At 64.5% G+C, this 25,806-nt stretch carries 27 protein-coding genes and 1 riboswitch; of the genes, 25 read left to right on the top strand and 2 right to left on the bottom strand.

From position 1 onward, the window contains the following. Positions 1-33 precede the first annotated feature (33 nt). The 12 genes from AADZ90_RS18935 (at position 34) to AADZ90_RS18880 (ending at position 11,264) form a co-directional block, all read left to right on the top strand. The gene (locus AADZ90_RS18935) at positions 34-909 is read left to right on the top strand and encodes a hemolysin family protein (protein ID WP_367311578.1); all 876 of its coding nucleotides are present in this window, start codon (positions 34-36) and stop codon (positions 907-909) included. Continuing rightward, positions 902-2,458, top strand: coding sequence for an apolipoprotein N-acyltransferase (lnt, locus tag AADZ90_RS18930; protein ID WP_367311579.1), 1,557 nt, complete (start codon positions 902-904; stop codon positions 2,456-2,458). Before AADZ90_RS18935 ends, lnt begins: the two co-directional genes overlap by 8 nt. A 15-nt stretch (positions 2,459-2,473) precedes the next feature. Beyond that, positions 2,474-2,523, top strand: a riboswitch (SAM-SAH riboswitch). A 5-nt stretch (positions 2,524-2,528) separates the two neighbouring features. After that, on the top strand, positions 2,529-3,695 hold the full coding sequence (gene metK / locus AADZ90_RS18925) for a methionine adenosyltransferase (protein ID WP_367311580.1): 1,167 nt from the start codon (positions 2,529-2,531) through the stop codon (positions 3,693-3,695). A gap of 1 nt (position 3,696) precedes the next feature. After that, entirely contained in the window at positions 3,697-4,395 is a 699-nt protein-coding gene (gene trmB / locus AADZ90_RS18920) for a tRNA (guanosine(46)-N7)-methyltransferase TrmB (protein WP_367311581.1), read from the top strand. A 133-nt stretch (positions 4,396-4,528) separates the two neighbouring features. After that, a complete protein-coding gene (gene aroA, locus AADZ90_RS18915) occupies positions 4,529-5,881 on the top strand; it encodes a 3-phosphoshikimate 1-carboxyvinyltransferase (RefSeq protein ID WP_367311582.1) in 1,353 nt (450 codons plus the stop codon). Next, the gene (locus AADZ90_RS18910) at positions 5,878-6,279 is read left to right on the top strand and encodes a GFA family protein (RefSeq protein WP_367311583.1); all 402 of its coding nucleotides are present in this window, start codon (positions 5,878-5,880) and stop codon (positions 6,277-6,279) included. Before aroA ends, AADZ90_RS18910 begins: the two co-directional genes overlap by 4 nt. A 99-nt stretch (positions 6,280-6,378) precedes the next feature. After that, a complete protein-coding gene (locus tag AADZ90_RS18905; RefSeq protein WP_367311584.1) occupies positions 6,379-6,993 on the top strand; it encodes a (d)CMP kinase in 615 nt (204 codons plus the stop codon). A gap of 3 nt (positions 6,994-6,996) precedes the next feature. Continuing rightward, positions 6,997-7,617, top strand: a complete 621-nt coding sequence (locus AADZ90_RS18900) for a CatA-like O-acetyltransferase (RefSeq protein ID WP_367311585.1) — start codon at positions 6,997-6,999, stop codon at positions 7,615-7,617. A 203-nt stretch (positions 7,618-7,820) separates the two neighbouring features. After that, on the top strand, positions 7,821-9,521 hold the full coding sequence (gene rpsA, locus AADZ90_RS18895) for a 30S ribosomal protein S1 (RefSeq protein ID WP_367311756.1): 1,701 nt from the start codon (positions 7,821-7,823) through the stop codon (positions 9,519-9,521). A 435-nt stretch (positions 9,522-9,956) separates the two neighbouring features. Then, positions 9,957-10,244, top strand: a complete 288-nt coding sequence (gene ihfB, locus AADZ90_RS18890; protein WP_367311586.1) for an integration host factor subunit beta — start codon at positions 9,957-9,959, stop codon at positions 10,242-10,244. Positions 10,245-10,248: 4 nt separating this feature from the next. Continuing rightward, positions 10,249-10,608, top strand: a complete 360-nt coding sequence (locus tag AADZ90_RS18885; RefSeq protein ID WP_367311587.1) for a lipopolysaccharide assembly protein LapA domain-containing protein — start codon at positions 10,249-10,251, stop codon at positions 10,606-10,608. Continuing rightward, positions 10,605-11,264: a phosphoribosylanthranilate isomerase gene (locus AADZ90_RS18880; RefSeq protein WP_367311588.1), complete on the top strand. Its 660-nt coding sequence runs from the start codon at positions 10,605-10,607 to the stop codon at positions 11,262-11,264. Before AADZ90_RS18885 ends, AADZ90_RS18880 begins: the two co-directional genes overlap by 4 nt. A gap of 6 nt (positions 11,265-11,270) precedes the next feature. Here AADZ90_RS18880 and AADZ90_RS18875 read toward each other — a convergent pair whose 3' ends face one another. Next, positions 11,271-11,846: a DUF4893 domain-containing protein gene (locus AADZ90_RS18875; protein WP_367311589.1), complete on the bottom strand. Its 576-nt coding sequence runs from the start codon at positions 11,844-11,846 to the stop codon at positions 11,271-11,273. Between the two features lie 187 nt (positions 11,847-12,033). Here AADZ90_RS18875 and AADZ90_RS18870 point away from each other — a divergent pair, with 187 nt between their 5' ends. Continuing rightward, positions 12,034-13,629, top strand: coding sequence for a saccharopine dehydrogenase family protein (locus AADZ90_RS18870; protein WP_367311590.1), 1,596 nt, complete (start codon positions 12,034-12,036; stop codon positions 13,627-13,629). Here the strand turns inward: AADZ90_RS18870 and AADZ90_RS18865 are convergent. Beyond that, positions 13,626-13,913: a DUF1330 domain-containing protein gene (locus AADZ90_RS18865; RefSeq protein ID WP_367311591.1), complete on the bottom strand. Its 288-nt coding sequence runs from the start codon at positions 13,911-13,913 to the stop codon at positions 13,626-13,628. The genes AADZ90_RS18870 and AADZ90_RS18865 overlap by 4 nt on opposite strands. A gap of 89 nt (positions 13,914-14,002) precedes the next feature. Here AADZ90_RS18865 and AADZ90_RS18860 point away from each other — a divergent pair, with 89 nt between their 5' ends. The 12 genes from AADZ90_RS18860 (at position 14,003) to AADZ90_RS18805 (ending at position 25,736) form a co-directional block, all read left to right on the top strand. Next, a complete protein-coding gene (locus tag AADZ90_RS18860; RefSeq protein ID WP_367311592.1) occupies positions 14,003-15,331 on the top strand; it encodes an NAD(P)-dependent oxidoreductase in 1,329 nt (442 codons plus the stop codon). After that, on the top strand, positions 15,328-15,789 hold the full coding sequence (locus tag AADZ90_RS18855) for a GFA family protein (protein ID WP_490372068.1): 462 nt from the start codon (positions 15,328-15,330) through the stop codon (positions 15,787-15,789). The genes AADZ90_RS18860 and AADZ90_RS18855 overlap by 4 nt, the downstream gene beginning before the upstream one ends. Continuing rightward, positions 15,782-16,567, top strand: a complete 786-nt coding sequence (locus tag AADZ90_RS18850) for an Fpg/Nei family DNA glycosylase (RefSeq protein WP_367311594.1) — start codon at positions 15,782-15,784, stop codon at positions 16,565-16,567. The genes AADZ90_RS18855 and AADZ90_RS18850 overlap by 8 nt, the downstream gene beginning before the upstream one ends. Before the next feature lie 73 nt (positions 16,568-16,640). Next, positions 16,641-17,483: a class I SAM-dependent methyltransferase gene (locus AADZ90_RS18845; protein ID WP_367311595.1), complete on the top strand. Its 843-nt coding sequence runs from the start codon at positions 16,641-16,643 to the stop codon at positions 17,481-17,483. A 34-nt stretch (positions 17,484-17,517) separates the two neighbouring features. Further along, positions 17,518-18,819, top strand: coding sequence for an NAD-dependent dihydropyrimidine dehydrogenase subunit PreA (gene preA, locus AADZ90_RS18840; protein WP_367311596.1), 1,302 nt, complete (start codon positions 17,518-17,520; stop codon positions 18,817-18,819). Between the two features lie 108 nt (positions 18,820-18,927). Continuing rightward, complete coding sequence (locus AADZ90_RS18835; RefSeq protein WP_367311597.1) at positions 18,928-20,178, top strand: Zn-dependent hydrolase; 1,251 nt, start codon at positions 18,928-18,930, stop codon at positions 20,176-20,178. Further along, positions 20,175-20,615 (top strand): hypothetical protein, encoded by a 441-nt coding sequence (locus AADZ90_RS18830; protein WP_367311598.1) that lies wholly within the window; start codon positions 20,175-20,177, stop codon positions 20,613-20,615. Before AADZ90_RS18835 ends, AADZ90_RS18830 begins: the two co-directional genes overlap by 4 nt. After that, on the top strand, positions 20,612-22,072 hold the full coding sequence (hydA, locus tag AADZ90_RS18825) for a dihydropyrimidinase (RefSeq protein ID WP_367311599.1): 1,461 nt from the start codon (positions 20,612-20,614) through the stop codon (positions 22,070-22,072). The genes AADZ90_RS18830 and hydA overlap by 4 nt, the downstream gene beginning before the upstream one ends. A 90-nt stretch (positions 22,073-22,162) precedes the next feature. Beyond that, entirely contained in the window at positions 22,163-22,903 is a 741-nt protein-coding gene (locus tag AADZ90_RS18820) for an ABC transporter ATP-binding protein (protein ID WP_367311757.1), read from the top strand. 68 nt (positions 22,904-22,971) lie between these two features. After that, complete coding sequence (locus tag AADZ90_RS18815) at positions 22,972-23,886, top strand: ABC transporter permease (protein WP_367311758.1); 915 nt, start codon at positions 22,972-22,974, stop codon at positions 23,884-23,886. Next, the gene (locus AADZ90_RS18810) at positions 23,883-24,734 is read left to right on the top strand and encodes an ABC transporter permease (RefSeq protein WP_367311600.1); all 852 of its coding nucleotides are present in this window, start codon (positions 23,883-23,885) and stop codon (positions 24,732-24,734) included. The genes AADZ90_RS18815 and AADZ90_RS18810 overlap by 4 nt, the downstream gene beginning before the upstream one ends. A gap of 18 nt (positions 24,735-24,752) precedes the next feature. Next, the gene (locus tag AADZ90_RS18805) at positions 24,753-25,736 is read left to right on the top strand and encodes an ABC transporter substrate-binding protein (protein ID WP_367311601.1); all 984 of its coding nucleotides are present in this window, start codon (positions 24,753-24,755) and stop codon (positions 25,734-25,736) included. Positions 25,737-25,806 lie beyond the last annotated feature (70 nt).

Genomic DNA, 25,806 nt, shown 5'->3' with positions numbered 1-25,806 from the left:
GCCGATCGCGGCGCCGCAGAGTGGAAAGGACAGATGAGTGATTCCGTAGAAGGGTCGTCTGCAGCGGCGCGGAGCGCGCAGCAGGACGACATAACGGGGGAACCGGGCGTCTTGCGCCGGTTCATTGGCAAGCTGATCGGCGAGGGCGAAACCGATCCGGACGGGGATGCGCCGCAGGGCAGTCCGCTTCCCGGGCTTGCGAATCTCAGCGACATGCGGGTGGAGGATGTCGCGGTTCCGACTGCAGATATCGTAGCCGTGCCGCTGACCTCGACACTTGATGAACTGGTCGAGGTATTTCGAGATAGCGGGTTGACGCGTATTCCGGTCTTTGACGGGACGCTCGACACCCCGATCGGGTTCGCGCATCTGAAAGACCTTGCACTGAAGCACGGCTTCAACGGGTCAAACGACACCTTTGATCTGCGGGCGACTCTGCGGCCGCTTCTGTTCGTTCCGCCGTCGATGCCGATCGGGGTGCTGCTGACGCGGATGCAGGCCGACCGGATGCATATGGCGCTGGTGATCGACGAATATGGCGGCACCGACGGGCTGGTGACGATCGAGGACCTGATCGAGCAGGTGATCGGCGAGATCGAGGACGAGCACGACATTGCCGAAGGCGTGTATTTCACCCGCGAGGCACCCGGCTGCTACATGGCGAAAGCAAAGACACCGCTTGAGGAGTTCGAGGCGGAGATCGGGATGACGCTGACCTCGTCCGAGGAGATCGATGAGGAAGAGGTCGATACGCTGGGCGGCCTTGTCTTTATGCTCGCGGGGCATGTGCCGGCGAGGGGAGAGGTCGTGCCGCATCCCGATGGTCCAGAATTCGAGATCGTGGAGGCCGATCCGCGCCGAATCAAGCGGTTGCGTGTGCGGCTGTCCGGCAAGCAGGCTGATGCCTGACATCGTGCGTCGGCCGGTCGAGACGCGGATGGCGGCTTTGGCGTGCGCCCATAGGCGGCCACGGCTGGGGGCGCTGATTGGTCTTGGCGCTCTCGCCGCTCTCGGGCACGCACCGTTCGATCTATGGTTCTTGACCGTCGTGGCGCTGATCATCGCCTTCGGGATCCTTGCGCGGGTCGAAGCGGGTGGGCCTGCTTTCTGGTCCGGCTGGGCTTTCGGTTTCGGGTATTTCCTAATCGGAATGAACTGGCTCGTAGAGCCGTTCCTGGTCGATGTCGCCCAGCACGGTTGGATGGCGCCCTTTGGTATCACCTTCCTGTCGGCCGGGCTCGCTCTATTCTGGGGCGTGGCGGCAATGGTTGCAGCCTGGTTGGGGAATCCTGTCTGGTGGCGGCTGATCGTGCTGGTGGCAGCGATCGTTCTTGTCGAATACCTGAGGGGGATCGTCCTGACTGGATTTCCCTGGGGGATGGTCGCCTATGTGTGGATCGAGACGCCACTCTCGCAGGCGCTGGCTTGGATCGGGCCGCATGGGTTGACGGCGGTCACTCTGGCACTGGCGGCCAGCATTGCGGGCTGGCTGATTACCGGGGAGCGGCTTGGTGCACCACTTTCGCTCGCCGTGTTGCCCGGCATTGCTGCCGTCGCGCTGGCGCCAGGCCCGGCGGAGCCGACTGAAGAGGGGGCACCGGTGATCCGGATGGTGCAATCGGGCGCGCAACAGAATGAGAAATGGAAGCCGGAGAATATCAGCCGCTTTCTGAACGTGCAGCTCGATGCAACTGGAGCGGGACCCGCGGCGGACCTCACGATCTGGTCGGAAGCGGCGATCCCTTATCTGGTGGATGAAGCGGGACCGCTTTTCGTGACGATGGCGGAGCTGGCGCGTGGCGGGTCCGTCATCGCGGGCATCCAGCGCTTCGAGGACGGACGCTATTACAACAGCCTCGTCGCGCTGGGCGAGGAGGGCATGGTTGAGGCGGTTTATGACAAGAACCACCTCGTCCCGTTCGGGGAGTATCTGCCGTTCGATGCGCTTCTCAGGCGGATCGGGATCGCCGCCATCGCCTCGAATGTCGGGGCGGGTTTTGCCCACGGGACCGAGCGGGCGCTGATCGACATCCCCGGCATCGGTCCGATCCTGCCGCTGATCTGCTATGAGGGGATCTTTCCGGCCCAAGTGGCCGAGGGCCCCCGGCCGCGGCTGATGGTGTTGATCACGAACGATGCCTGGTTCGGCAATTTTTCCGGCCCCTATCAGCATCTCGTCCAAGGCCGGGCGCGGGCGATCGAGCAGGGGGTGCCGATGGTGCGCGTCGCGCAGACGGGTGTCTCGGCGATGATCGACGGCAAGGGGCGGATGACAGCCTCGTTGGAACTGGGAGAAGCCGGGGGCGTCGACGCCGCCTTGCCGCCTGAGCTTCCGCCGACGCTCTATGCGCGGACAGGCGACGTTCCGGCGCTGCTGCTGATGCTTCTGACGCTTGCCGTTGCGGGAATGTTGCGGATGCAGCGAAATCGGATTGACCCGGCCTCTGAGGGCGCGTAGGCCACGTCAATCCATTCACCGTTCCAACGGCTTCCTGACGGAACGGGCAGCATCCTACCGGAGCAATCCCATGACGCGTCAGAATTATATCTTCACCTCCGAATCCGTCTCGGAAGGTCACCCAGACAAGGTCTGCGACCGGATTTCGGACGCGATCCTTGATGCCCTGATCCGGGAGGAACCGCTGGCGCGGGTGGCCTGCGAGACCTTCGCAACCACGAACCGCGTGGTGATTGGGGGCGAGATCGGCCTGTCGGATAAGGCGAACCTGGCCCGCCAGATGGAGCGGGTGGAAGATATCGTGCGCGCCTGCATCAAGGATATCGGCTACGAGCAGGACGAATTCCATCATGCGACCTGCGAGGTGTCGAACTTCCTGCACGAGCAGTCGGCGCACATCGCCCAGGGGGTCAACCGCGAGGGGGCGGGCGATCAGGGGATCATGTTCGGCTACGCGACGACCGAGACCGAGGCGTTGATGCCGGCGCCGATCCTCTATTCCCACGCGATCCTTCGGCGGCTGGCCGAGGCGCGAAAGTCAGGCGAGGCACCGTCCCTGCGGCCCGATGCCAAAAGCCAGATCTCCCTGCGCTACGAGAACGGCCAGCCGGTGGAGGTGACGCAGCTTGTCCTTTCCACACAGCATGAGAGCGCCGATCAGACCTCGGACGATATCCGCGAGATCGTGGAGCCGTTCATTCGGGAAGTGCTGCCGGATGGCTGGCTGACCGAGAACACCGAATGGTGGGTCAACCCGACCGGCACCTTCGTGATCGGGGGCCCGGACGGGGATGCCGGGCTGACGGGCCGCAAGATCATCGTCGACACCTATGGTGGGGCCGCGCCGCACGGGGGCGGCGCGTTTTCCGGCAAGGATCCGACGAAGGTGGACCGGTCGGCCGCCTATGCGGCGCGCTATCTGGCGAAGAACGTTGTCGCCGCGGGGCTGGCTGAACGCTGTCTGATCCAGCTGTCCTACGCAATCGGCGTGGCGAAGCCGCTGTCGATCTATGCTGACACCTACGGCACGTCCGAAGTGCCGCCCGCCGAAATAGAGCGCGCCGTGGCCGAGGTGATGGATCTCACGCCGAGCGGGATCCGCGATCACCTGTCGCTGGCCCGTCCGATTTACGAACGGACGGCGGCCTATGGCCATTTCGGGCGGACGCCCGACAATGATGGCGGCTTTTCGTGGGAGCGTACCGACCTGACAGGGGCGCTTCAGAAGGCTGTCTAGGATGCAGGATGCGCCTTGGCGCAACTTCTATGGACGCATCCGGGGCAAGGCGCTGAAGTCTTCGCACGAGCGGTACCTGCGTGAGGATCTGGGGCGGCTATCGCCGGGACCAGTCGGCTGGGAGGAGAACCCCGACCGCGTGCCACTCGATCTTGCGGAGTTGTTCGGCGGCAAGCCGGTCTGGCTCGAAATCGGGTTCGGATCGGGAGAGCATCTGGTGCATCAGGCAGCAGCCCACCCAGAAGTCGCGATCATCGGGTGCGAGCCGTATCTGAACGGGGTTGCCTCCTGCCTCGGCAAGTTGCGGCGGACAAAGCTCGACAACGTCGCAATTCATGCGGGTGATGCGCGAGATCTGATGGATGTGCTGCCGGACGGGTCGGTGAAGAAAGCGTTCCTTCTCTATCCCGACCCGTGGCCCAAGGCGCGTCATCACCGCCGGCGCTTCGTGACGCCCGAGCACTTGGAGCCGCTCGCCAGAGTGATGGCACCGGGCGCGGAGCTGCGGGTGGCGACGGACATCCCGGACTATGTGCGCCAGACGCTCGAGGAAGTGCCGAAGGTCGGGTTCGTCTGGACGGCCGAACGCGCCACCGACTGGCGCGAGGCGTGGGACGACTGGCTGTCGACCCGTTACGAGCAGAAGGCCCTGCGCGAGGGGCGAGTGCCGCATTATCTGACGTTCATTAGGACGGCCTGACATCCCCTCCTCATCTTGCCGTAAATACCTCCGCCGGAGGCATCTGTCCGTTTCGCATGCGCGCGTTCCGAAGCGGTGGACCCTCCCGCGCCGCTGGTCTAAGCGAGGCGGACACGACTTTCGCGGAGATCTCATGTCCTCACACGGTGCCCCCCGACCGATGACCGCCCGGCCAAGCCGGGGTCTTTCCGGTGTGGCGGACGTGCCGGGCGACAAGTCGATCTCGCACCGGTCTCTGATCCTTGGGGCGATGGCCGTGGGAGAGACCCGCGTGACGGGTCTGCTGGAAGGTCAGGACGTTCTGGATACCGCCGCCGCGATGCGGGCGTTCGGTGCGGAGGTGACGCGCGATGATGACGGGATGTGGCGGGTCTACGGCGTGGGCGTCGGCGGGTTCGCCGAGCCGGAGCAAGTGATCGATTGCGGCAATTCCGGCACCGGTGTGCGGCTGATCATGGGGGCGATGGCGACAACGCCGATCGCCGCGACATTCACCGGGGATGCGTCGTTGAACAGCCGCCCGATGGGGCGGGTGACGGGCCCGCTGGAAGGGTTCGGCACGCAAGCGTATGGGCGCGCGGGTGGTCGATTGCCGCTGACGCTGGTTGGGGCGGCGGATCCGGTGCCGGTGGATCACACGCTGTCGGTGCCGTCGGCGCAGGTGAAATCCGCCGTGCTGCTCGCCGGGTTGAACGCGCCGGGGCAGACGGTCGTCCGCGAGACAGAGGCGACGCGGGATCATACGGAACGGATGCTGACGCAGTTCGGGGCAGAGGTCTCGGTCGAGCGGGAGGGGGCGCATTCGGTTATCACGTTGACCGGCCAGCCCGAGCTGACTCCACAGGAGATTGTTGTGCCGCGGGACCCGTCTTCCGCCGCGTTTCCGGTCTGCGCGGCGCTAATCACGGACGGGTCGGACGTGCTGGTGCCCGGGATCGGGCTGAACCCGACGCGGGCAGGCCTTTATGAGACGCTGCGCGAGATGGGGGCGGATCTGACCTATGAAAACGAGCGCGAGGAGGCGGGAGAGCCGGTGGCGGACCTGCGGGCGCGGTTTTCCCCAGACATGAAGGGGATCGAGGTGCCGCCGGAGCGGGCGGCATCGATGATCGACGAATATCCCATCCTGTCGGTGGTCGCGTCCTTTGCCGGGGGCGAGACGATGATGCGGGGCGTGAAAGAGCTGCGCGTGAAGGAAAGCGACCGGATCGACGCGATGGCGAAGGGGCTGCGCGCGGCGGGCGTGACGGTCGAGGAAGGCGAGGATTGGTGGTCAGTTCAGGGACGCGGCCCCGGCGGCGTGCCGGGCGGGGCGCGGGCCGAGGCGCGGCTCGATCATCGCATCGCGATGTCGTTCCTGATCCTCGGTCTGGGGGCGCAGAAGGGGATGAGCGTCGACGATGCCGGGCCGATCGCCACATCCTTTCCGGTGTTCGAGCCGCTGATGACGGGGCTCGGCGCGCAATTCGTGAGGGCCAATGCATGACGGGCGGATGTCTCTGCGGGGCGGTGACATATTCCGTTGACGGCCCGCTCCGACCGGTTGTCGCGTGCCATTGCACCCAATGCCGCAAGACCTCGGGCCACTATGTGGCGGCGACCTCCGCCCTGCGGGAAAGCATCGCGGTGACGGGCGACCCGGTCTGGTATCAGTCATCGGAAACTGCCCGGCGCGGGTTCTGCGGTATCTGCGGAAGCCAGCTGTTCTGGGATGGCGGCGGAGCGAACATGTCGATCTTCGCGGGAACGCTGGATGGAGAGACAGGGGTGACGCTGGCGGGGCATATCTTCTGCGCGGACAAGGGGGACTATTACGAGATCGCCGAAAGCGAGCGGCAGGCGCAGGGAAGCGATCCGGAGCTGACGACCTATGTGCCGCAATAGATCCTCGTCGGATGGGGCGCTCATGACGATGCAGCGGATGCGGGACTTTTCGGACGGCGCGGAGGACGGGACTTATGAGGTGTTCCGGAGGATCGAGCAGTGATTTTCACCATTGCCATTGACGGGCCTGCGGCGGCAGGGAAAGGGACGATCTCTCGCCGTCTGGCGGAAAGGTTCGGCTTCGCGCATCTCGATACCGGGCTGCTCTACAGGGCGGTCGGGGCATTGGAGTTGCAGGGGCAGGACGCGGTGGCGGCGGCCAACGCGCTCGATCCGTCGGATCTGGAGCGGGAAGATCTGCGGACGCCGGAGGTGGCGCAGGCGGCGTCGCGCGTGGCCGCGATCGGGGCGGTGCGGCAGGCTTTGGTCGATTTCCAGCGTGACTTCGCCCGGCGCGAGGGTGGTGCGGTGCTGGACGGGCGGGACATCGGCACGGTGATCTGCCCAGAGGCCGAGGTGAAACTGTTTGTCACTGCCAGCGCGGAGGTGCGCGCCGAGCGGCGGTTCAAGGAACTGTCCGAGAAGGGGATCGACACCGATTATCCCTCCGTCCTTGCCGATGTCGCCGCACGCGACCGGCGGGATACAGAGCGGGCCGATGCGCCGATGCGAGCGGCGGAGGATGCCGTTGTTCTGGATACCTCCGAAATGGATATCGAGACGGCGGTCGCGCGTGCGGAGAAAGAGGTCTCGGCCGCGCTCGACAAGAGGTAGCCGATGCGGAAAATCGATCTGGACAGCTGGGAGCGGACGGATCAGTTCCGCTTTTTCCGCGGCTTCGAGCGGCCGCATTACGCGACGACGGCGCGGATCGACGTCACCCGGCTTCTAGCAGAGCGCAAGGCGGAAGGCATGAATGCCTACCGCGCGTGTCTTTATGCGATCGGTGCCGGTTTGCATGCGGTGCCGGAGCTTTGCATGCGGTTCGAGGGGGATGAGGTCTACGCGTTCGACCGACTGGATCTGTCGATGACGGTGCCGCGAGAGGACGGAACGTTCCGCTATGCCTATGTGTCCTGGCAGCCGGATTTCGTCGCGTTCGATGCGATGGCGGCAGACCTGATCGATCGGGCACGCAGGCAGGATGCCCTGAACGCGAATACCGGGGGGCTGGGCGTCGCCTATCTGTCCTGCATGCCGTGGCTCGACTACAGCTCGATCAACAACGCGATGCCGGGCCCGGACGATTGCGTCCCGCGGATCAATTGGGGGAAGTTCGTCCATGTGGATAGGCGCTGGGATATGGCGATGACGATCGAGGTCCATCATGCTTTGGTAGATGGACGGCAGGTCGGCGCCTATTTCGCCGCCGTGCAGGACGCGCTCGACGTGATCTGACGCCCTGTCTCGGCAAAGCAGGCCTTGCACATGCGGGGCTTTGCCGCTATCTCACACGCCGTCGAAGCGGCGGGACAGCCGCAGACGGATGTTCGAGGCAGGGGTCGGTGATCGCCGACCCTTCGTTTTTGCGTATCCCGACATTGCTTCGGCCAATCCACTGCAAGACCGGCGGAGACAACCGCGCGGCCAGTCAAAACACGATAAAGGAAACCAGAAGCCACATGGCGCAAAACGCATCCATGGAGGAATTCGAAGCCCTCCTGAACGAAAGCTTCGAAATCGACACGCCCGACGAAGGGTCCGTTGTCAAAGGCCGGGTCATCGCCGTCGAGGCAGGACAGGCCATCATCGATGTCGGCTACAAGATGGAAGGCCGCGTCGAACTCAAGGAATTTGCGGAACCCGGCGAGGCGCCCAAGATCGATGTGGGCGATGAGGTCGAGGTCTATCTCCGTCAGGTCGAGAACGCCCGCGGCGAAGCCGTTATCAGCCGCGAAATGGCGCGGCGGGAAGAAGCCTGGGACCGTCTGGAAAAGGCCTATGCCAAGGAAGAGCGCGTCGAAGGTGCGATCTTTGGCCGCGTGAAGGGCGGGTTCACCGTCGATCTAGGTGGTGCCGTCGCGTTCCTGCCCGGCAGCCAGGTTGACGTGCGCCCCGTGCGCGATGCCGGCCCGCTCATGGGCCTCAAGCAGCCGTTCCAGATCCTCAAGATGGACCGCCGCCGGGGCAACATCGTCGTCTCGCGCCGCGCAATCCTGGAAGAGAGCCGTGCGGAACAGCGCGCCGAGGTCATCGGCAACCTCACCGAAGGCCAGGCGGTCGACGGCGTGGTCAAGAACATCACCGAATACGGCGCGTTCGTCGATCTCGGCGGTGTCGATGGCCTGCTGCACGTGACCGATATGGCATGGCGCCGGGTCAACCACCCGTCCGAGATCGTCTCGATCGGTGAGACGATCAAGGTGCAGGTCATCAAGATCAACAAGGAAACCCATCGTATCAGCCTGGGCATGAAGCAGCTTCAGGAGGATCCCTGGGATGTGGTTGCCGCCAAGTACGCGCTGGGGTCGACCCATCAGGGCCGGGTAACGAACATCACCGATTACGGTGCGTTTGTGGAGCTGGAGCCGGGTGTCGAGGGCCTCGTCCACGTCTCCGAGATGTCCTGGACCAAGAAGAACGTCCATCCGGGCAAGATCGTCTCTACCTCGCAGGAGGTGGACGTCATGGTGCTTGAGATCGACGCGGCTAAGCGCCGGGTGTCCCTGGGCCTCAAGCAGACCATGCGCAATCCGTGGGAAGTCTTTGCGGAAACCCATCCGGTGGGCACCGAGGTCGAAGGCGAGGTCAAGAACATCACCGAATTCGGTCTTTTCGTCGGGCTAGACGGGGATATCGACGGGATGGTTCACCTGTCCGACTTGACCTGGGAAGGCCGGGGCGAGGACGTGATTGGCGACTACCGAAAGGGCGACATGGTTCAGGCCAAAGTCACCGAGGTGGACACCGAGAAAGAGCGGATCTCGCTGTCCATCAAGGCGATGGACGACAGCTTCTCTGGCGTCGTGGACGGCGTGAAGCGCGGCTCGATCGTGACCGTCGAGGTCACGAAGATCGAGGATGGCGGGATCGAGGTGGAGTATGAGGGCATGAAGTCCTTCATTCGCCGCTCGGACCTGTCCCGCGACCGTGCCGAACAGCGCCCGGAGCGGTTCCAAGTCGGTGACAAGGTGGACGTGCGCGTCACGAATATCGATAGCAAAACCCGCCGTCTGAGCCTGTCGATCAAGGCTCGCGAGATCGCGGAAGAGAAGGAAGCGGTTCAACAATACGGCTCCTCCGATTCCGGGGCTTCGCTGGGCGATATCCTGGGTGCGGCACTGAAGTCCTCGGACGAATAGGATCGATCAATTTGGTAAAGCGGCCCCGCTTTGGCGGGGCCGCTTTCGTTTGGTGGCCAATGAATCTCTAGCTGGTTCAAGGCATCTTGTAAGCCGCGTTGTCCCGCATTCAATCTAGCCGCTGGGCCATCGCATTGCCTATTCTTCCGTCTACTGGATCGCAACGCGCGTCGGGCCCACGTCTGTGCAGAAAATGCCAGAGCTATTTCCGGCGCTTTACCCCGCGAATCGCGGGTCGGATGCTGCGTTGCCGCATCGGTGCTTGTAGTGGGCGAGGTGCCGTTGGGTCGCGGGAAAGCGCGCAAAAGGCTGTGGACAGCCCCTGTTTCCGCTCGGCAAAGGGCATTGTCACTGTTTCCCGCGGCAACTCTTTTCCCTATAGTGTGTTGAATAAGAAGAGTTATCTCGAACGACACCGTCGCCGCGGGGGGGCCAATGATCCGATCCGAACTGATCCAGAAACTTGCTGACGAAAACCCCCACCTTTATCAGCGCGACGTCGAGAAGATCGTGAATACGATCTTCGAGGAGATCACCAACGCCATGGCCAATGGCGATCGGGTGGAACTTAGGGGCTTTGGCGCATTTTCCGTGAAGCGGCGTGAGGCACGCCAAGGCCGGAACCCGCGGACGGGTGAAGCCGTTCAGGTGGAAGAGAAGCACGTGCCGTTCTTCAAGGCCGGCAAGTTGTTGCGCGACCGGCTGAACGGCAAGGAGGGGTGAGCGGGTGAGAACGCTCAAATACGCGATACTCGGTCTGCTCGCGATCTGCCTCGCGGCGGTGGCACTTGCTAACCGCGACTTAGTCGAGGTTCAGGCGATGCCCGATGTGGTCGCGGGGATTCTGGGCATATCGGCCAGCATCACGCTGCCGCTTTTCGTCGTCATTCTTGCCGGGGTCGCTGTGGGCGTGCTGATCGGATTCCTGTGGGAATGGCTACGGGAGCACAAGCACCGCGTGGAGATGCGCCAGCGCAAGAAGGAAGTGAACCGCCTCGAAGCGGAGATGAGCCGGATGCGCGAGGAGAAGCACGAAGGCCAGGACGAGGTTCTGGCGCTCCTAGAGGAACGGCAGGCGGGCCGGTGACCAGCTCCGACATTCGGGTGAAGATCTGCGGGCTGACCGATCCCGGCGACGTGGCTGCGGCTGTCGGGGGTGGGGCGGCCTATATCGGCTTCGTGTTCTTTCCCAAATCGCCACGCCATGTCGCACCGTCCGAGGCAACCTTGCTGGCGGCGGAGATCCCGCCAGGGGTGGCGAAGGTGGGTCTGTTCGTAGATCCGTCTGACGATCTGCTGGACGAGGTTCTGGAGGCGGTGCCGCTTGACATGGTGCAACTGCACGGGGCGGAGAGCCCGGAGCGGGTGACAGCGGTTTCCAACCGGACAGGACTGCCGGTGATGAAGGCGGTCGGGGTGCGGGACGCTGCGGATCTGTCCGGTATCGACACCTATTCGACGGTCGCCGATCTGCTTCTGATCGATGCCAAACCGCCAGAGGGCGCGGCCTTGCCTGGCGGAAATGGGCTCGCCTTCGATTGGGCGCTTTTAAGCGGCCGGCGCTGGGCGGTGCCATGGATGCTGGCGGGCGGGCTGACGCCCGAGAACGCGGCGGAGGCGGCACGGCTGACGGGGGCGCGGCAGCTGGATGTATCCTCGGGGGTGGAAAGCGCGCCGGGCAAGAAGGATCCGGAGCGGATCCGGGCGTTTCTGTCCTCTGTCCACGGTGTATCGCTGCCTTAGGCCACTCTACCGCGTAAAGTAGACGATATCGAAATCGCTTTCGAGGATCGGGTCGGGCAGCAGGAGGCGCGCGCGGGTCGGCCCCATCTGTTCGAAGACGCCGATCTCGGCTGTGGTCTGGTTCGGCTCGACCGGGGTTTGATCGCCGGGCGGCAGGCCGGCATAGTCGGTCGCGGGTGCATCGCCCACATGGCCGACGCCGAGAAAGATCGCTTCGCCGTCGCCGCCATGGACATCGCCCACGAACCTTTGCGATCCGGTGAGCTTTTCGATGCGCCAGGCATTCGGACCGGTCCGCGTGAAGCGGCACCGGAAATTGGGATATGTCGTCAGTGACAGCAAGCCGCCGAGCTTGAGGATCCGGCAGTTCCAATCGCCCTCGGGGGCGATCTGGTTTGGCAGGCCGGACAGAGCCTCGGTCAGGAGCGCGGTATCCTGCGCGGCGCCGGCGGCGAAGGCGATCCGGAGGGCGGCGCCCAGATTGGCGTCGCGCTGGTCAAAGCGGATCATGTCGGCCGGGCGGATGGCGGGGTCGGCGAAGGCGGCGGACCCGGTCAGGAGAAGGGCGAAAAGGGCTTTCATCTTTATGTCTCTCGGTGGAAACAGTTTCTCAGAGGCGACCACAGCTTTGGGCGGGGCGCAAGGGAGCGCGTCGGGTTGGCCGACAGGCCGCGTTCCGAAAGAGAGCGAAGGATCAATTCGAGGTCCGGAAAACAGGCAGGTGAGAATTCTCATTTAACGTATTGATCTATTGGGAAAGATCTGGGTGATGAAAGTCGTGATCCTCGGAGGAGCCGGTGTCTTTGGCAGCCGCCTGGCCGAGCTTCTGGTGCGTGATGGACATGACGTCTGGATCGCGGGGCGGAACCTGTCCCGCGCACGTGCCGTGGCGGCGCGGCTGGGCGCGGAGGCCATCGTTCTGCACAGGAGCCCGGATCTTTCGCCGCTCGACGGTCTGGGCGTCGAGGTTCTGGTCGATGCGGCGGGACCGTTTCGGGTGGAAGAGGGCTTTTCCGTCGCGGAGGCCTGCATCGCGGCGGGGATCCATTATCTGGATCTGTCGGACGATCCAGAGTTTTGCAGCGGGATCAGTCGCTTGAATGACGATGCTGTGGCGCGCGGCGTCTGCGTCCTGTCGGGGATGTCGAGCACGCCTGCGCTGACCTCTGCCGCTGCGGCGTATCTGGCGGAACCGATGGACGCTGTCGACGCGATCGAGAGCGCGATTCTGCCCGGCAACCGGGCGCCGCGGGGACGGGCGGTGTTCGAGAGCATTCTAGATCGGGTCGGGCGACCGTTCGAGAGCCGGATCGACGGTGCCGGGGTCACGCTGCGCGGGTGGAGCCGTCCGAAGGGGTACAGGCTTCCCGGTGGGATACGCCGCGAGGGCTGGATGGTCCCGGTGCCCGATCAGGTGCTGTTTCCGGGGTTCTTCAAGGCGCGGAGTGTGACGTTCCGGGCGGGGCTGGAGCTGTCGGTCATGAACCGCTTCCTTGCGGTCCTGTCGCGTCTTGGCCCGCTGCGCCTGCCGCGCTGGGTCTTCGACGGGTTGATGGTTGTGGCAAAGGCGCTGGCGCCGTTCGGGACGGACCGGGGCGGTATGAGTGTTACGGTCACGGGCCGGAAAGAGGATGCGTTCATCACCCGAGAATTCGGCCTGCTGGCCGAAGCCGGGGAGGGGCCGTTCATTCCGGCGGTTCCGATCCGCGCGGCCTTGCGCGCGCCGGGGCGGCTGCCCCCTGTGGCGGGGCCAGCGCTGGCAGTGCATCCGCTGGACGACTATCTCGACGCGATGTCGGATCTGCAGGTGCGGACGGAGGTCACGGAGCGTGCGCCTGTTTCGCTGATCCCGAGCGTTCTGGGGAAGGATATCGACCGGATTCCGGAAGTGGTTGCCGAGAGCCATTCGGTTCCGGCACCGCGCCTGTTTTCGGGTCGTGCGACGGTCACGCGCGGGTCGGGCGCGGTGTCGCGGCTGATTGCGGCGGTCGTCGGCTTTCCGCCAGCAAGCGAGGATGTCGCGGTGACCGTGATGAAGCTGCCGGGCGCAACCGGAGAGACCTGGATCCGAACCTTCGGCGATCGCTCTTTCCGCTCTCATCTGTCGCGGCGCAATGATCATCTGAGCGAACGCTTCGGGCCGTTGACCTTCGACATCCCGCTGACGGCGACGGAAGAGGGCCTGGACTGGCCGGTGAGTGGCGGGCAGCTTTACGGCCTTGTCCCGCTGCCCGGGTTCCTGCTGCCGCGGAGCGTCGCCTCGGAACGGGTGATGGAAGGGACATTCCGCTTTGACGTGGCGCTTTATGCGCCGGTCACGGGGGGCCTGATCGTCAGGTATCAGGGGTGGCTGGCGCGGGTCTAGACCCCTTCGAGGATCATGATCTGCGCGTCGCCGGCGCCTTCGCGGTGCGCCTTGGCGGACTGATACGCATCAGAATTGTAGCAGGCGAGCGCGGTGTCCATGTCGGGGAATTCGATCACGACGTTGCGCGGGCGCGCTTCGCCCTCAAGCCCCTCGATCCGACCGCCGCGGGCGAGGACCTTGGCGCCGAACTGGCGGAACGCTTCGGTCGCGCCTTCGGCGTAGAGCGCGTAAGGGTCGGGATCGGTGACTGTCACATGGGCGATCCAGTAGGCTTTCGGCATCGTCGTCTCCGTTTCAGTTCTGCCCGATATTTACCATTTGCACATTCTGGCGGCTGTGCCAGTCTTTCCTTTCCAAAGAAGGAGACGACATGACCGCCCGCGCCCCAGGTATCGCCCCAGGCCGCATCACGCCCGAAGACGCCGCCCAGAACTTTTCCGACCTGCATCCGCCCTTTGCGCCGCATGAAGCGGCCGTGGCAGCGGATCGCTGTTACTTTTGCTATGACGCCCCCTGCATCGCGGCCTGCCCGACAGAGATCGATATCCCGCTCTTCATCCGCCAGATCCAGGCGGGGCATTCCGAGAATGCGGCGGAGACGATCCTTAAGGCGAACATCCTTGGCGGCATGTGCGCGCGGGTCTGTCCGACCGAGCAGCTGTGCGAAGAAGCATGCGTGCGCGAGGCAGCGGAAGGCAAGCCGGTGGAGATCGGGCGGTTGCAGCGCTATGCGACCGATACGCTGATGGCGGCGGGGGTGCATCCGTTCAGCCGTGCCGCCTTGACCGGCAAGCGGGTGGCCGTGGTGGGCGCGGGGCCTGCGGGTCTGGCCTGTGCGCACAGGCTGGCGATGCATGGGCATGACGTGGTGCTTTACGATGGCAAGCCGCAGCCCGGCGGGCTGAACGAATACGGGATCGCCGCCTACAAGACGCCGGACGATTTTGCCCAGGCCGAGGTCGATTGGCTTATGCAGATCGGCGGGATCGAGTTGAAGACCGGCCAGCGGCTGGGCGATCAGATCAGCCTTGATGCGTTGCGGGACGAGTTCGATGCGGTCTTCCTCGGCATCGGTCTTGGCGGGGTCAATGCGCTGCGGGCGGAGGGCGAGGACAAGGACGGCACGCGCGACGCGGTCGATTTCATCGCCGAACTACGGCAGGCCGATGACCTGACCGCGCTACCGGTGGGCCGCCATGTCGTGGTGATCGGCGGCGGGATGACGGCGGTCGATGCGGCGGTTCAGTCGAAGCTTTTGGGCGCCGAAAGCGTGACGATCGCGTATAGGCGCGACCGCGGGTCCATGTCCGCCAGCCGATACGAGCAGGATCTGGCGGCGTCCAAGGGCGTGCGGCTGATGTTCAATGTCCAGCCCAAGGCGATCCACGGCAACAGCGCGGTGCGCGAGATCGAGCTGGAATACACGGTGCAGGGCGAGGATGGGCTGGCGCCGACGGGAGAGACCACGCGCCTGCCCGCCGATCAGGTCTTCCGCGCTATCGGCCAGCGGCTGGACGGGGCGCCCGACGGGCTGAGGCTCGACGGGAACAAGATCGCCGTGGATGCCGATGGCCGCACGTCTCTCGACGGTGTCTGGGCCGGGGGGGATTGTGCCGCGGGGGGCGACGATCTGACGGTGACGGCCGTCGCGGAAGGGCGCGACGCGGCGGAGAGCATTCACGCAGCGCTGGCCGGGTGACACTCCCGGCCCTCCCCTTGACCGGCACCTGCCGCTGTGAGCGGGTCACGCTGCAGGCTAGCGCAGCGCCGCTGATGACCTCGGCTTGTCATTGTCGTGGATGTCAGAAGATGACGGCCAGTGCGTTCTCGCTGTCGGCCCTGTTCCTCTCCGAGGCGATGGCCGTGGAGGGTCAGACTGTGATCGGCGGGCTTCACGGCCCGGAGCAGCGGCATCATCACTGCGCCCATTGCCTTGCCTGGCTCTTTACCCGCTTCACCGGAATGGACGAGATCGTGAACGTCCGCGCATCTGTTTTTGAGGACCTGACCTGGTTCACACCCTTCTTGGAGACCGCGACAGCGGAAAAGCTGGCGTGGGTTACCTTGCCTGCCGGGCGAAGCTATTCGGGTTTCCCGCCTGACAGCGAGTTTCCAGAACTGATGAAGGACTATGCGGCGGAGACATCGCATGCCTGAACTTCCCGAATGCGAGGCGAGCCGGAAGGCGGTGGAGGCGGGAGCGCTGAACCGGACGATCGAGGGGTTCGAGGAGCATAACACGATCCATCTGGAGCTTCCGGGGCCGCAGGACCGGGATCGGCTGAAAGGGCATCAGTTCACGGAAACGCACCGGCACGGAAAGCACATATTCGCCGGGTCAAAGTCTGGGCCGTGGATCGCGGTGCATCTGGGCATGACGGGGTCGCTCAAGACCTTCGATGCGCCGCGGGATCTGCCGGATTATGCCCATTTCATCATCCGGTTCGAAGGCGACCGGCGGCTGATCTACTATAACCCGCGCAAGTTCGGCTGGATGCGGGTGATCGACGATCCCCATGACTGGATCGCGAACAAGGATCTGGGGCCGGACGCGATGGAGATCGGGGACAACATGTTCGCCGACCGCATCGGCGGCTCTCGCGGGACGGTGAAATCGGCGCTGCTGGACCAGAAGAAGCTGGCGGGCGTCGGTAACCTCTGGGCGGACGAGGCGCTTTACCGCGCCGGGATCGGGCCGGAGGTGAAGGGGACCGAGCTGGGCTCGGACCGGATCGCGACGCTTTACAAGGAGATGCGCGCGTCGTTGCAGGGGGTGCTGGACGTCAACGCCGATTACGGAAAGCTGCCCGGCGACTGGCTGATCCATAACCGGGAGGAGGGGGCCGACTGCCCCCGCTGCGGCGGCACCATCACCAAGAAGACAGTCGGCGGCCGCACCGCCTATTTCTGCCCCGACTATCAGGAGGCCGCCTGATGCGCGGCAACCCTGCGGAAAGAGGCCCCGTTGTGCTATGCTGATGGCATCCTTTGACATGAGGGAGGCTGCCATGACGCTCGAACAGACCGTCGCGCGGCATTACGGGTCCGAGGATTTGCTGGCCCGTATTGACGACGCGCTGCGTAAGGCCGGGGTCGACCCGGACCACCCGACCATCGACGACCTCAAACCGGTGGACGAATTCCATACCGGCGGGATCGAGGCGACGACCGCGCTGCTCGATCAGCTGACGATCGAGCCCGGGATGCAGGTGCTGGATGTCGGCTGCGGGCTGGGGGGCACGGCGCGGCACATCCTGCACCGCTACGGCGCGCACGTGACCGGCGTCGACCTGACGCCGGAATTCGTCGAGACGGGCCGGGCGATCAACCATCGACTGGGCCTTGATGAGGGGATCGACCTGCATGAGGGCTCGGCCACGGAATTGCCGGTCGAGGACGGGCAGGTCGACCTCGTGACGATGTTCCATGTGGGGATGAACCTGCCCGACAAGGCGCCACTTTTTTCGGAGGCGGCGCGTGTTCTAAAGCCCGGCGGGCACTTCGCCTTGTTTGACGTGATGCGGGGCGAGAATCCCGAGGACCTGACGTATCCGCTGCCATGGGCAGGGATGCCCGAGACCTCGAACGTTGATGCGCCGGACGTCTATCGCCGTGCCGCACATGCCGCCGGCCTGCACCCGGTCACAGAACGCGACCGCCACCAGTTCGCCATTGATTACTTCGCGCGCGTCTTCCGCAAGATCGCCGCCGAAGGGCCGCCGCCCGTGGGCATTCATCTTCTGATGGGCGACACCGCGTCGGAGAAGCTCAAGAACTACCTCGCCAACGTAGAGGCGGGCCGGACCATTCCGATGGAGATGATATTCATTAAGCCGCAGGCGCTGCCCTAGCGCGGCGCCTGAGCCAGACCAAGAGGAGCCCCCAATGGCTGACCTGACAAGCGACTTCGTAGGCATCAAGAGCCCCAACCCCTTCTGGCTGGCCTCAGCGCCGCCGACCGACAAGGAATACAATGTCCGCCGGGCGTTCGAGGCCGGGTGGGGTGGGGTCGTCTGGAAGACGCTGGGGGCCGAGGGGCCGCCGGTCGTGAACGTAAACGGGCCGCGCTACGGGGTGATCTACGGAGCGGACCGGCGGGTGCTGGGGCTGAACAATATCGAGCTGATCACCGACCGTCCGCTTGAGGTGAACCTGCGCGAGATCAAGACGGTCAAGCGGGATTTCCCCGACCGGGCGATGGTCGTGTCGCTGATGGTGCCTTGCGAGGAGGCCGCCTGGAAGGCGATCTTGCCGCGGGTGGAAGAGACCGAGGCTGATGGGATCGAGCTGAACTTCGGCTGCCCGCACGGGATGAGCGAGCGCGGCATGGGATCTGCCGTGGGGCAAGTGCCGGAATACATCGAGATGGTCACGCGGTGGTGCAAGGAAAACACCCGGATGCCGGTGATCGTGAAGCTGACGCCGAACATCACCGATATCCGTAAGCCCGCCGCGGCGGCCAAGCGCGGCGGGGCGGATGCGGTCAGCCTGATCAATACGATCAACTCGATCACTGCCGTCGACCTCGACACGATGGCGCCTGAGCCGACAATCGACGGCAAGGGGTCCCATGGGGGGTATTGTGGGCCCGCGGTGAAGCCGATTGCGCTGTCGATGGTTTCGGAAATCGCGCGTCATCCGGAGACCCATGGCCTGCCGATCTCGGGCATCGGCGGGGTGACGACCTGGCGCGATGCGGCGGAGTTCATGGCCCTGGGGGCCGGCAACGTGCAGGTCTGCACGGCGGCGATGACATATGGCTTCAAGATCATCGAAGAGATGACGGAGGGCCTGTCGCGCTATCTGGATGAGAAAGAGATGGGTCTTGTGGATCTTGTCGGGCGTGCGGTTCCGAACGTGACGGACTGGCAATACCTGAACCTCAATTACGTCACCAAGGCGCGGATCGATCAGGATGCCTGCATCAAGTGCGGCCGCTGCTATGCGGCCTGCGAGGATACTTCGCACCAGGCGATCGCGATCCAACCGGGGCGCGTCTTCGAGGTGATCGACGAGGAATGCGTCGCCTGCAACCTCTGCGTCGATGTCTGCCCGGTCGAGAACTGCATCACGATGGAGGAACTTGCCCCCGGCGCCGTCGATCCCCGCACCGGCAAGGTGGTGGAGCCGGACTACGCCAACTGGACGACCCATCCCAACAATCCGGCGGCGCAGGCGGCGGAATAATCATCTCGCCCATCCTTTGAGCGTTTGCCTTCAGAAAGGCGGCCCTCGGCTTGACTGCCCGAAGGCCATCGTTAGCGTGACAAGGATCATTTCCGAAGGAGCCCTTCCATGCCCGCCCCCGGCGAAAACCTGAAGATCAACGGCCAACGCCTGTGGGACAGTCTGATGGAGATGGCCAAGATCGGCCCCGGCGTCGCGGGCGGAAACAACCGCCAGACCCTGACCGATGCGGATGCGGAAGGCCGCGCGCTTTTCCAAGGCTGGTGCGAGGCGGCGGGCTGCACGATGGGGGTCGATGGCATCGGTAACATGTTCGCCGAGCGGCCGGGGACGGACCCCGACGCTCTGCCGGTCTATGTGGGCTCTCACCTCGACACGCAGCCGACGGGCGGGAAGTATGACGGGGTGCTGGGGGTTCTTGGGGGGCTTGAGATCCTCCGCTCGCTCAACGACCTCGACATCAAGACCAAGCATCCCATCGTCGTCACCAACTGGACGAACGAGGAAGGCACGCGGTTTGCCCCCGCCATGCTGGCCTCGGGCGTCTTCGCGGGCGTTCACACGCAGGATTGGGCCGAGGATCGCGAGGATGCGGCGGGCAAGCGCTTTGGCGATGAGCTCGATCGGATCGGCTGGCGCGGCGAGGAAGAGGTCGGCGCGCGCAAGATGCACGCCTTCTTCGAGCTGCATATCGAACAGGGTCCGATCCTGGAGGCTGAGGACAAGCAGATCGGCGTCGTCACCCACGGGCAGGGGCTGTCGTGGACGCAGGTGACGGTGACGGGGAAGGACAGCCACACGGGCTCTACCCCCATGCCGATGCGCAAGGATGCGGGCCTCGCCATGGCCCGGATCCTGGAGAAGGTGAACGAGATCGCGCTGAGCCACGCGCCCCATGCGGTCGGCGCGGCGGGGCATATCGACGTCTACCCGAATTCCCGCAACGTGATCCCGGGCAAGACGGTCTTCACCGTCGATTTCCGCTCACCCGAGTTGGCCGTCATCGAGGATATGGAGGCGCGCCTGCGCAAAGAGGCGCAGGCGATCTGCGATGCGGTGGGGCTGTCGGTGGAGTTCGAGAAGGTCGGCGGGTTCGACCCGGTGGAGTTCGACGCGGGCTGCGTGACGGCCATCCGGGAGGCGGCAGAGCGGCTGGGCTATTCCCACCGCGACATCATCTCGGGCGCGGGCCACGACGCCTGCTGGATCAACCGCGTCGCGCCCACGGCCATGGTCATGTGCCCCTGCGTCGACGGGCTAAGCCACAACGAGGCCGAGGAGATCTCTCCCGACTGGGCGGAAGCAGGGGCCAATGTGCTCTTCCACGCAGTGGTCGAGACGGCGGAGATTGTGGAGTGAGCCGCAAACCATCTACAGGCCAAAAACGCAAAATAGACCTGTGCTCAGTTTGCGCTGAACCAGATCTTCTGTCGTCTCGCTCTCCTGACGAATACCTGTTCTGGTATCGCTGGGAGAAGGGCGAGATTGCGGACGACGTCGTGGAAGATTTCTCTCCCTTGGATGCGGAAGAAAAGGAAAGCATTTTTTTTGAGGGACAAGCGTACGACGTGTTCTTCACCTCGGAGGAGGTCTCTGATGTTCAGCAGTCTTTGGAGGGACTGCTACCCGAAGAGAAGCCACCGGTATCAATAGCCCTCAGGTACTATCTTGAATTCGACGCATTTCTAGTCCCAGGACCGTTCCGGATCGGTGGGAATTGGTCTTGGGGGAGTATGGGTGGCCGTATCAAGCGGCGAGAACCTCAAGCATTCTACGACTACTGGAGTCAACAATGACCAAAGTCATCAAGGGCGGCACCGTCCTCACCGCGGATCGGCAGTGGAAAGCCGACGTCCTGATCGAAGGCGAGACGATCAAGCAGATCGGCGAGAACCTGAAAGGCGACGAGGTGATCGATGCCGAGGGCGCCTATGTCATCCCCGGCGGGATCGATCCGCATACGCATCTGGAAATGCCATTCATGGGCACGACCGCCGCCGAGACCTTCGAGAGCGGCACCTGGGCGGCGGCGACCGGTGGCACAACGATGCTCGTCGATTTCTGTCTGCCGGGTGAGGATGGGTCGATCAAGAATGCGATCAACGAGTGGCACCGGAAGTCGGCGCCGCAGATCTGCTCCGACATCGGCTATCACATGGCGATCACCGGCTGGAACGAGACGATCTTTACCGAGATGAAGGACGCCGTCGATATGGGCGTCAACTCGTTCAAGCATTTCATGGCCTACAAGGGCGCGCTGATGGTCGAGGACGACGAGATGTTCGCCTCTTTCAAGCGCTGCCGAGAGCTGGGTGCGCTGCCCATGGTCCATGCGGAGAACGGCGATCTGGTGGCCGACATGCAGGCCGATATGCTCGCCAAGGGCATTACTGGGCCGGAAGGCCACGCCTATTCGCGCCCGCCGGAATTCGAAGGGGAGGCCGCGAACAGGGCCATCACCATCGCAGATGCGGCGGGGACGCCGCTTTATATCGTTCACGTATCCTGCGAGCAGGCGCATGAGGCGATCCGGCGCGCGCGGCAGAAGGGGATGCGGGTCTATGGCGAGCCGCTGATCCAGTTTCTGACGCTGGATGAGAGCGAGTATTTCAACAAGGATTGGGATCATGCAGCCCGTCGCGTGATGTCGCCGCCATTCCGGTCGAAGGACCATCAGGACTCGCTCTGGGCTGGGCTACAGGCTGGGTCGCTGCAGGTGGTGGCGACCGATCACGCCGCCTTCACGACCGAGCAGAAGCGGATGGGCGTGGATGACTTCACAAAGATCCCCAACGGCTCGAACGGGATCGAAGAGCGGCTGGCGGTGCTCTGGACGAAGGGGGTCGAGACGGGCCGTCTGACGCCGGAGGAGTTCGTGGCCGTCACATCGACCAACGTGGCGAAGATCCTGAACATCTACCCGAAGAAGGGCGCGCTGGTCGAAGGGGCAGACGCGGATATCGTCGTGTGGGATCCGAAGTTGTCGAAGACGATCTCGCCTACGACCCACCATTCGGTGTTGGATTACAACGTCTTCGAGGGTTGGGAGGTGACGGCCCAGGCACGCCATACGCTCAGCCGGGGAGAGGTCATCTGGTCGTGGGGCAAGAACTCTCAACCACAGCCGGGCCGAGGCCGGTTCGTGCCGCGCCCGGCGTTTTCGTCTGCGGCCAAGGCGCTGAGCCAGTGGAAAGAGCTGACGGCGCCAAAGCAGGTGAAGCGCGACCCGATGAACATCCCGGCGGGGATCTGAGGCTTGGCGGACGGCGCCCCTTCGGAACGCGAAGTCCCGGCGCAAGGCCGGGACGCGGCATCGGCGGTTGTCGAGGCCAAAGCGCTTGATCTGACGTTTCAGACCAACGACGGGCCGGTTCATGCGCTGCGGAACGTCGATCTGGAGATCGAGAAGGGCGAGTTCGTTTCCTTCATTGGTCCGTCGGGCTGCGGCAAGACGACGTTCCTGCGGTGCATCGCGGGGCTCGAGACGCCGACCGGCGGGACGCTGACGGTCAACGGGATGAGCCCGGATGCGGCGCGCCAGGCGCGGGCGTATGGATATGTGTTCCAGGCGGCGGGGCTCTATCCGTGGCGGACGATCGCGGGGAATGTCCAGCTGCCGCTTGAGATCATGGGATTTCCCAAGGCTGAGCGGCAGGAGCGGGTCGAGCGGGTTCTGTCGCTCGTCGATCTGGAGGGGTTCGGCGGCAAATATCCTTGGCAGCTGTCGGGCGGGATGCAGCAGCGCGCGTCGATCGCGCGGGCGCTGGCTTTCGATGCGGATATCCTGCTGATGGATGAACCCTTCGGAGCGCTTGATGAGATCGTGCGGGACCGGCTGAACGAGGAGCTTTTGGGGCTCTGGGGGCGCACCGGCAAGACGATCGCGTTCGTGACGCACTCCATCCCCGAGGCGGTGTTCCTGTCGACCAAAATCGTGGTGATGAGCCCCCGCCCCGGCCGCATCACGGACGTCATCGAAAGCTCGCTGCCGAAGGAGCGCCCACTGGATATCCGCGACAGCGCGGAATTCATTGAGATCGCCCATCGGGTGCGCGAGGGGTTGCGGGCGGGGCACGAGATTTGACCGACGCGCCGCTTTCCGCGCCGGGGGCCGGGATCGGGCGGTCGGGGGCGGTCGCGCTGCGCCGGGTTCTGGGCGGGGCGCTGCCCGTCCTGACGGTCGTCGCGGCGATCTTCGCGATCTGGTATGCGGCTGTCCCGCCAATGAATATTCAAACGGCCCTGACGGATCTGGATCGGGCAGGCGAGACTGTTCTGCCCGAGGAGGCGGCGGAGCGGCGGCAGACCGGGGGGCTGAGGCTTCTCTGGCTGAACCCGCAGGCGATCCCCGCGACCTACGCGCAAGAGCGGCCACGGCTGCCGGCACCGCATCAGATGGCGGCGGAGCTGTGGGACAGCACGGTCGACAAGCGCGTCACGTCGAAGCGGAGCCTTGTCTATCATGGCTGGATCACGCTTTCCGCCACGCTGCTCGGCTTTGCCATTGGGACGGGGCTGGGGCTGCTGCTGGCGGTCGGGATCGTCCACAACCGGGCGATGGATATGAGCGTGATGCCCTGGGCGATCGCCTCCCAGACCATCCCGATCCTTGCCATCGCGCCGATGATCATCGTGGTGCTGGCCTCAATCGGGCTGACGGGGCTGGTGCCGAAGGCGATCATCTCGGCCTATCTGAGCTTCTTTCCCGTCGTCGTCGGTATGGTGAAGGGCCTGCGCAGCCCGGATGCCATGCAGCTGGACCTCATGCGGACATGGAGCGCCAGCCGCGCGCAGGTTTTCTGGAACCTGCGTCTGCCGGCCTCGCTGCCCTATCTCTTCACGTCGCTCAAGATCGCGATCGCGGCGGCGCTGGTCGGTGCCATCGTAGGCGAATTGCCGACGGGCGCGCAGGGCGGGTTTGGCGCGCGGATGCTGTCGGGGAGCTATTACGGGCAGACGATCATGATCTGGTCGGCGCTGTTTGCGGCCGCCGTCTGTGCGGCGCTTCTGGTCGGGCTGATCGGGCTGATCCAGCGGACGGTGCTGCGTCGGATGGGACTGCAATGATCCTTGTTCTGTTGGCTTTCACGATTTGGGGCGCCGCCTGGTGGCTGAATGTCTGGCTGTCGACGGGGCCGTTGGCAGATCATCCGGCCACGCGCTTTGCGGTGCCTGCGATCTTTGGCCTGACGTTGCTGGTCGTCTGGGAACTGCTGGTCCGGGGCCTTGAGGTGCCGCTGGTCATCCTGCCTGCGCCGACCGTGATCGCGGCGACCATCGCGCAGGAGATCCCAACGCTCTGGGCCGACTTTGTCCAGACCTTCGTAAAGGGCGCGTTGTCCGGCTATGTGATCGGCTGCACCGCCGCGATCCTGACGGCAGTGCTGGTCGACCGGAGCGATTTCCTTCGCCGGGGCCTGCTGCCCGTCGGCAATTTCATCGCCGCCCTGCCCATCGTCGGCACCGCGCCGATCCTCGTCGCCTGGTACGGGTTCGATTGGGAATCGAAGGCGGCGGTCGTCGTGGTCATGGTCTTCTTCCCGGTTCTCGTGAACACCGTCGCAGGCCTGCGCGAGGCCTCGGCCATGCAGCGCGACCTGATGCGCACCTATGGGGCGTCGTGGGGGCAGGGCCTTCTGAAGCTGCGCCTGCCCGCCGCGATGCCCTTCGTTTTCAATGGTTTGAAGATCGCCACCACCCTTGCCCTGATCGGCGCCATTGTCGCTGAATTTTTCGGCTCGCCGACGGTCGGCATGGGCTTCCGCATCTCGATCTCGGTCGGCCAACTGGCGCTCGACATGGTTTGGGCCGAGATTGTCGTTGCCGCGCTGGCCGGATCGGCCTTCTATGGAGCGGTCGCGCTGATTGAGCGGGCGGTTACCTTCTGGCATCCGTCGCAACGGTCGCGTGCATGAACGGGGAGTAGAAAGACGATGAAGAAACTGATGACGACTGCCGCTGTCCTGCTGGGGTTCGGCGGAGCTGCGCAGGCACAGGACGAGGTGCGCCTGCAGCTGCAATGGGTTACCCAGGCCCAGTTCGCGGGTTATTACGTGGCACTGGAGAACGGCTATTACGAAGAAGAGGGTCTCGACGTCACGATCCTTCCGGGCGGCCCAGACATCGCGCCGCCGCAGGTTCTGGCCGGTGGCGGGGCTGACGTAATGCTGAACTGGATGCCCTCTGCTTTGGCTGCGCGGGAGAAGGGCTTGCCGGTCGTGAACATCGCCCAGCCGTTCGTGCGCTCGGGGCTGATGCTGACCTGCTGGCGGGATACCGGGATCACCGGCCCGCAGGATTTTCGCGGCAAGACCATCGGCGTTTGGTTCTTCGGCAACGAATACCCGTTCCTGAGCTGGATGAGCCAGGAGGGCATCCCGACCGAGGGTGGGGATGACGGCGTGACCGTCCTGAAGCAGGGATTCAACGTCGACCCTTTGCTGCAGCGGCAGGCCGACTGCATCTCGACCATGACCTACAACGAGTACCTGCAGGTCCTTGATGCCGGGGTCAGCGAGGACGAGCTGGTCACTTTCCGATACGAAGATCAGGGCGTCGCAACGTTGGAAGACGGGATCTACGTTCTTGAGGAGAACCTCGAGGACCCCGCTTTCAAGGACAAGATGGTCCGCTTCGTGCGCGCGTCGATGCGCGGATGGGAGACGGCGATCGCGAGCCCGGAAGAGGCGGCCGAGATCGTGCTCGATTACGACCAGACAGGTGCCCAGTCCGAGAGCCATCAGAAGAACATGATGGGCGAGATCGCAAAGCTCGTAGAAGGGTCGACAGGGGCACTCGACCCGGATGCCTACCAGCGGACGGTCGACACGCTCCTGGCCGGCGGATCCGATCCGGTCATCAGCGAAGAGCCTGAAGGGGCATGGACAAGCGACGTGACCGAGGCTGCGCTTAACTGAGCAGTCCTCGTCATAAAGATCGGCCGCGGCGGAAACGGCGCGGCCTTTATCGTTGGGATTTGGCTGGTGC

Origin of the sequence: Aestuariibius violaceus (assembly GCF_040779325.2) — a bacterium.
Lineage (GTDB): Bacteria > Pseudomonadota > Alphaproteobacteria > Rhodobacterales > Rhodobacteraceae > Aestuariibius > Aestuariibius violaceus.
The sequence above is the reverse complement of the archived record's forward strand: the minus strand, read 5'-3'. Positions and strand labels throughout refer to the sequence as shown.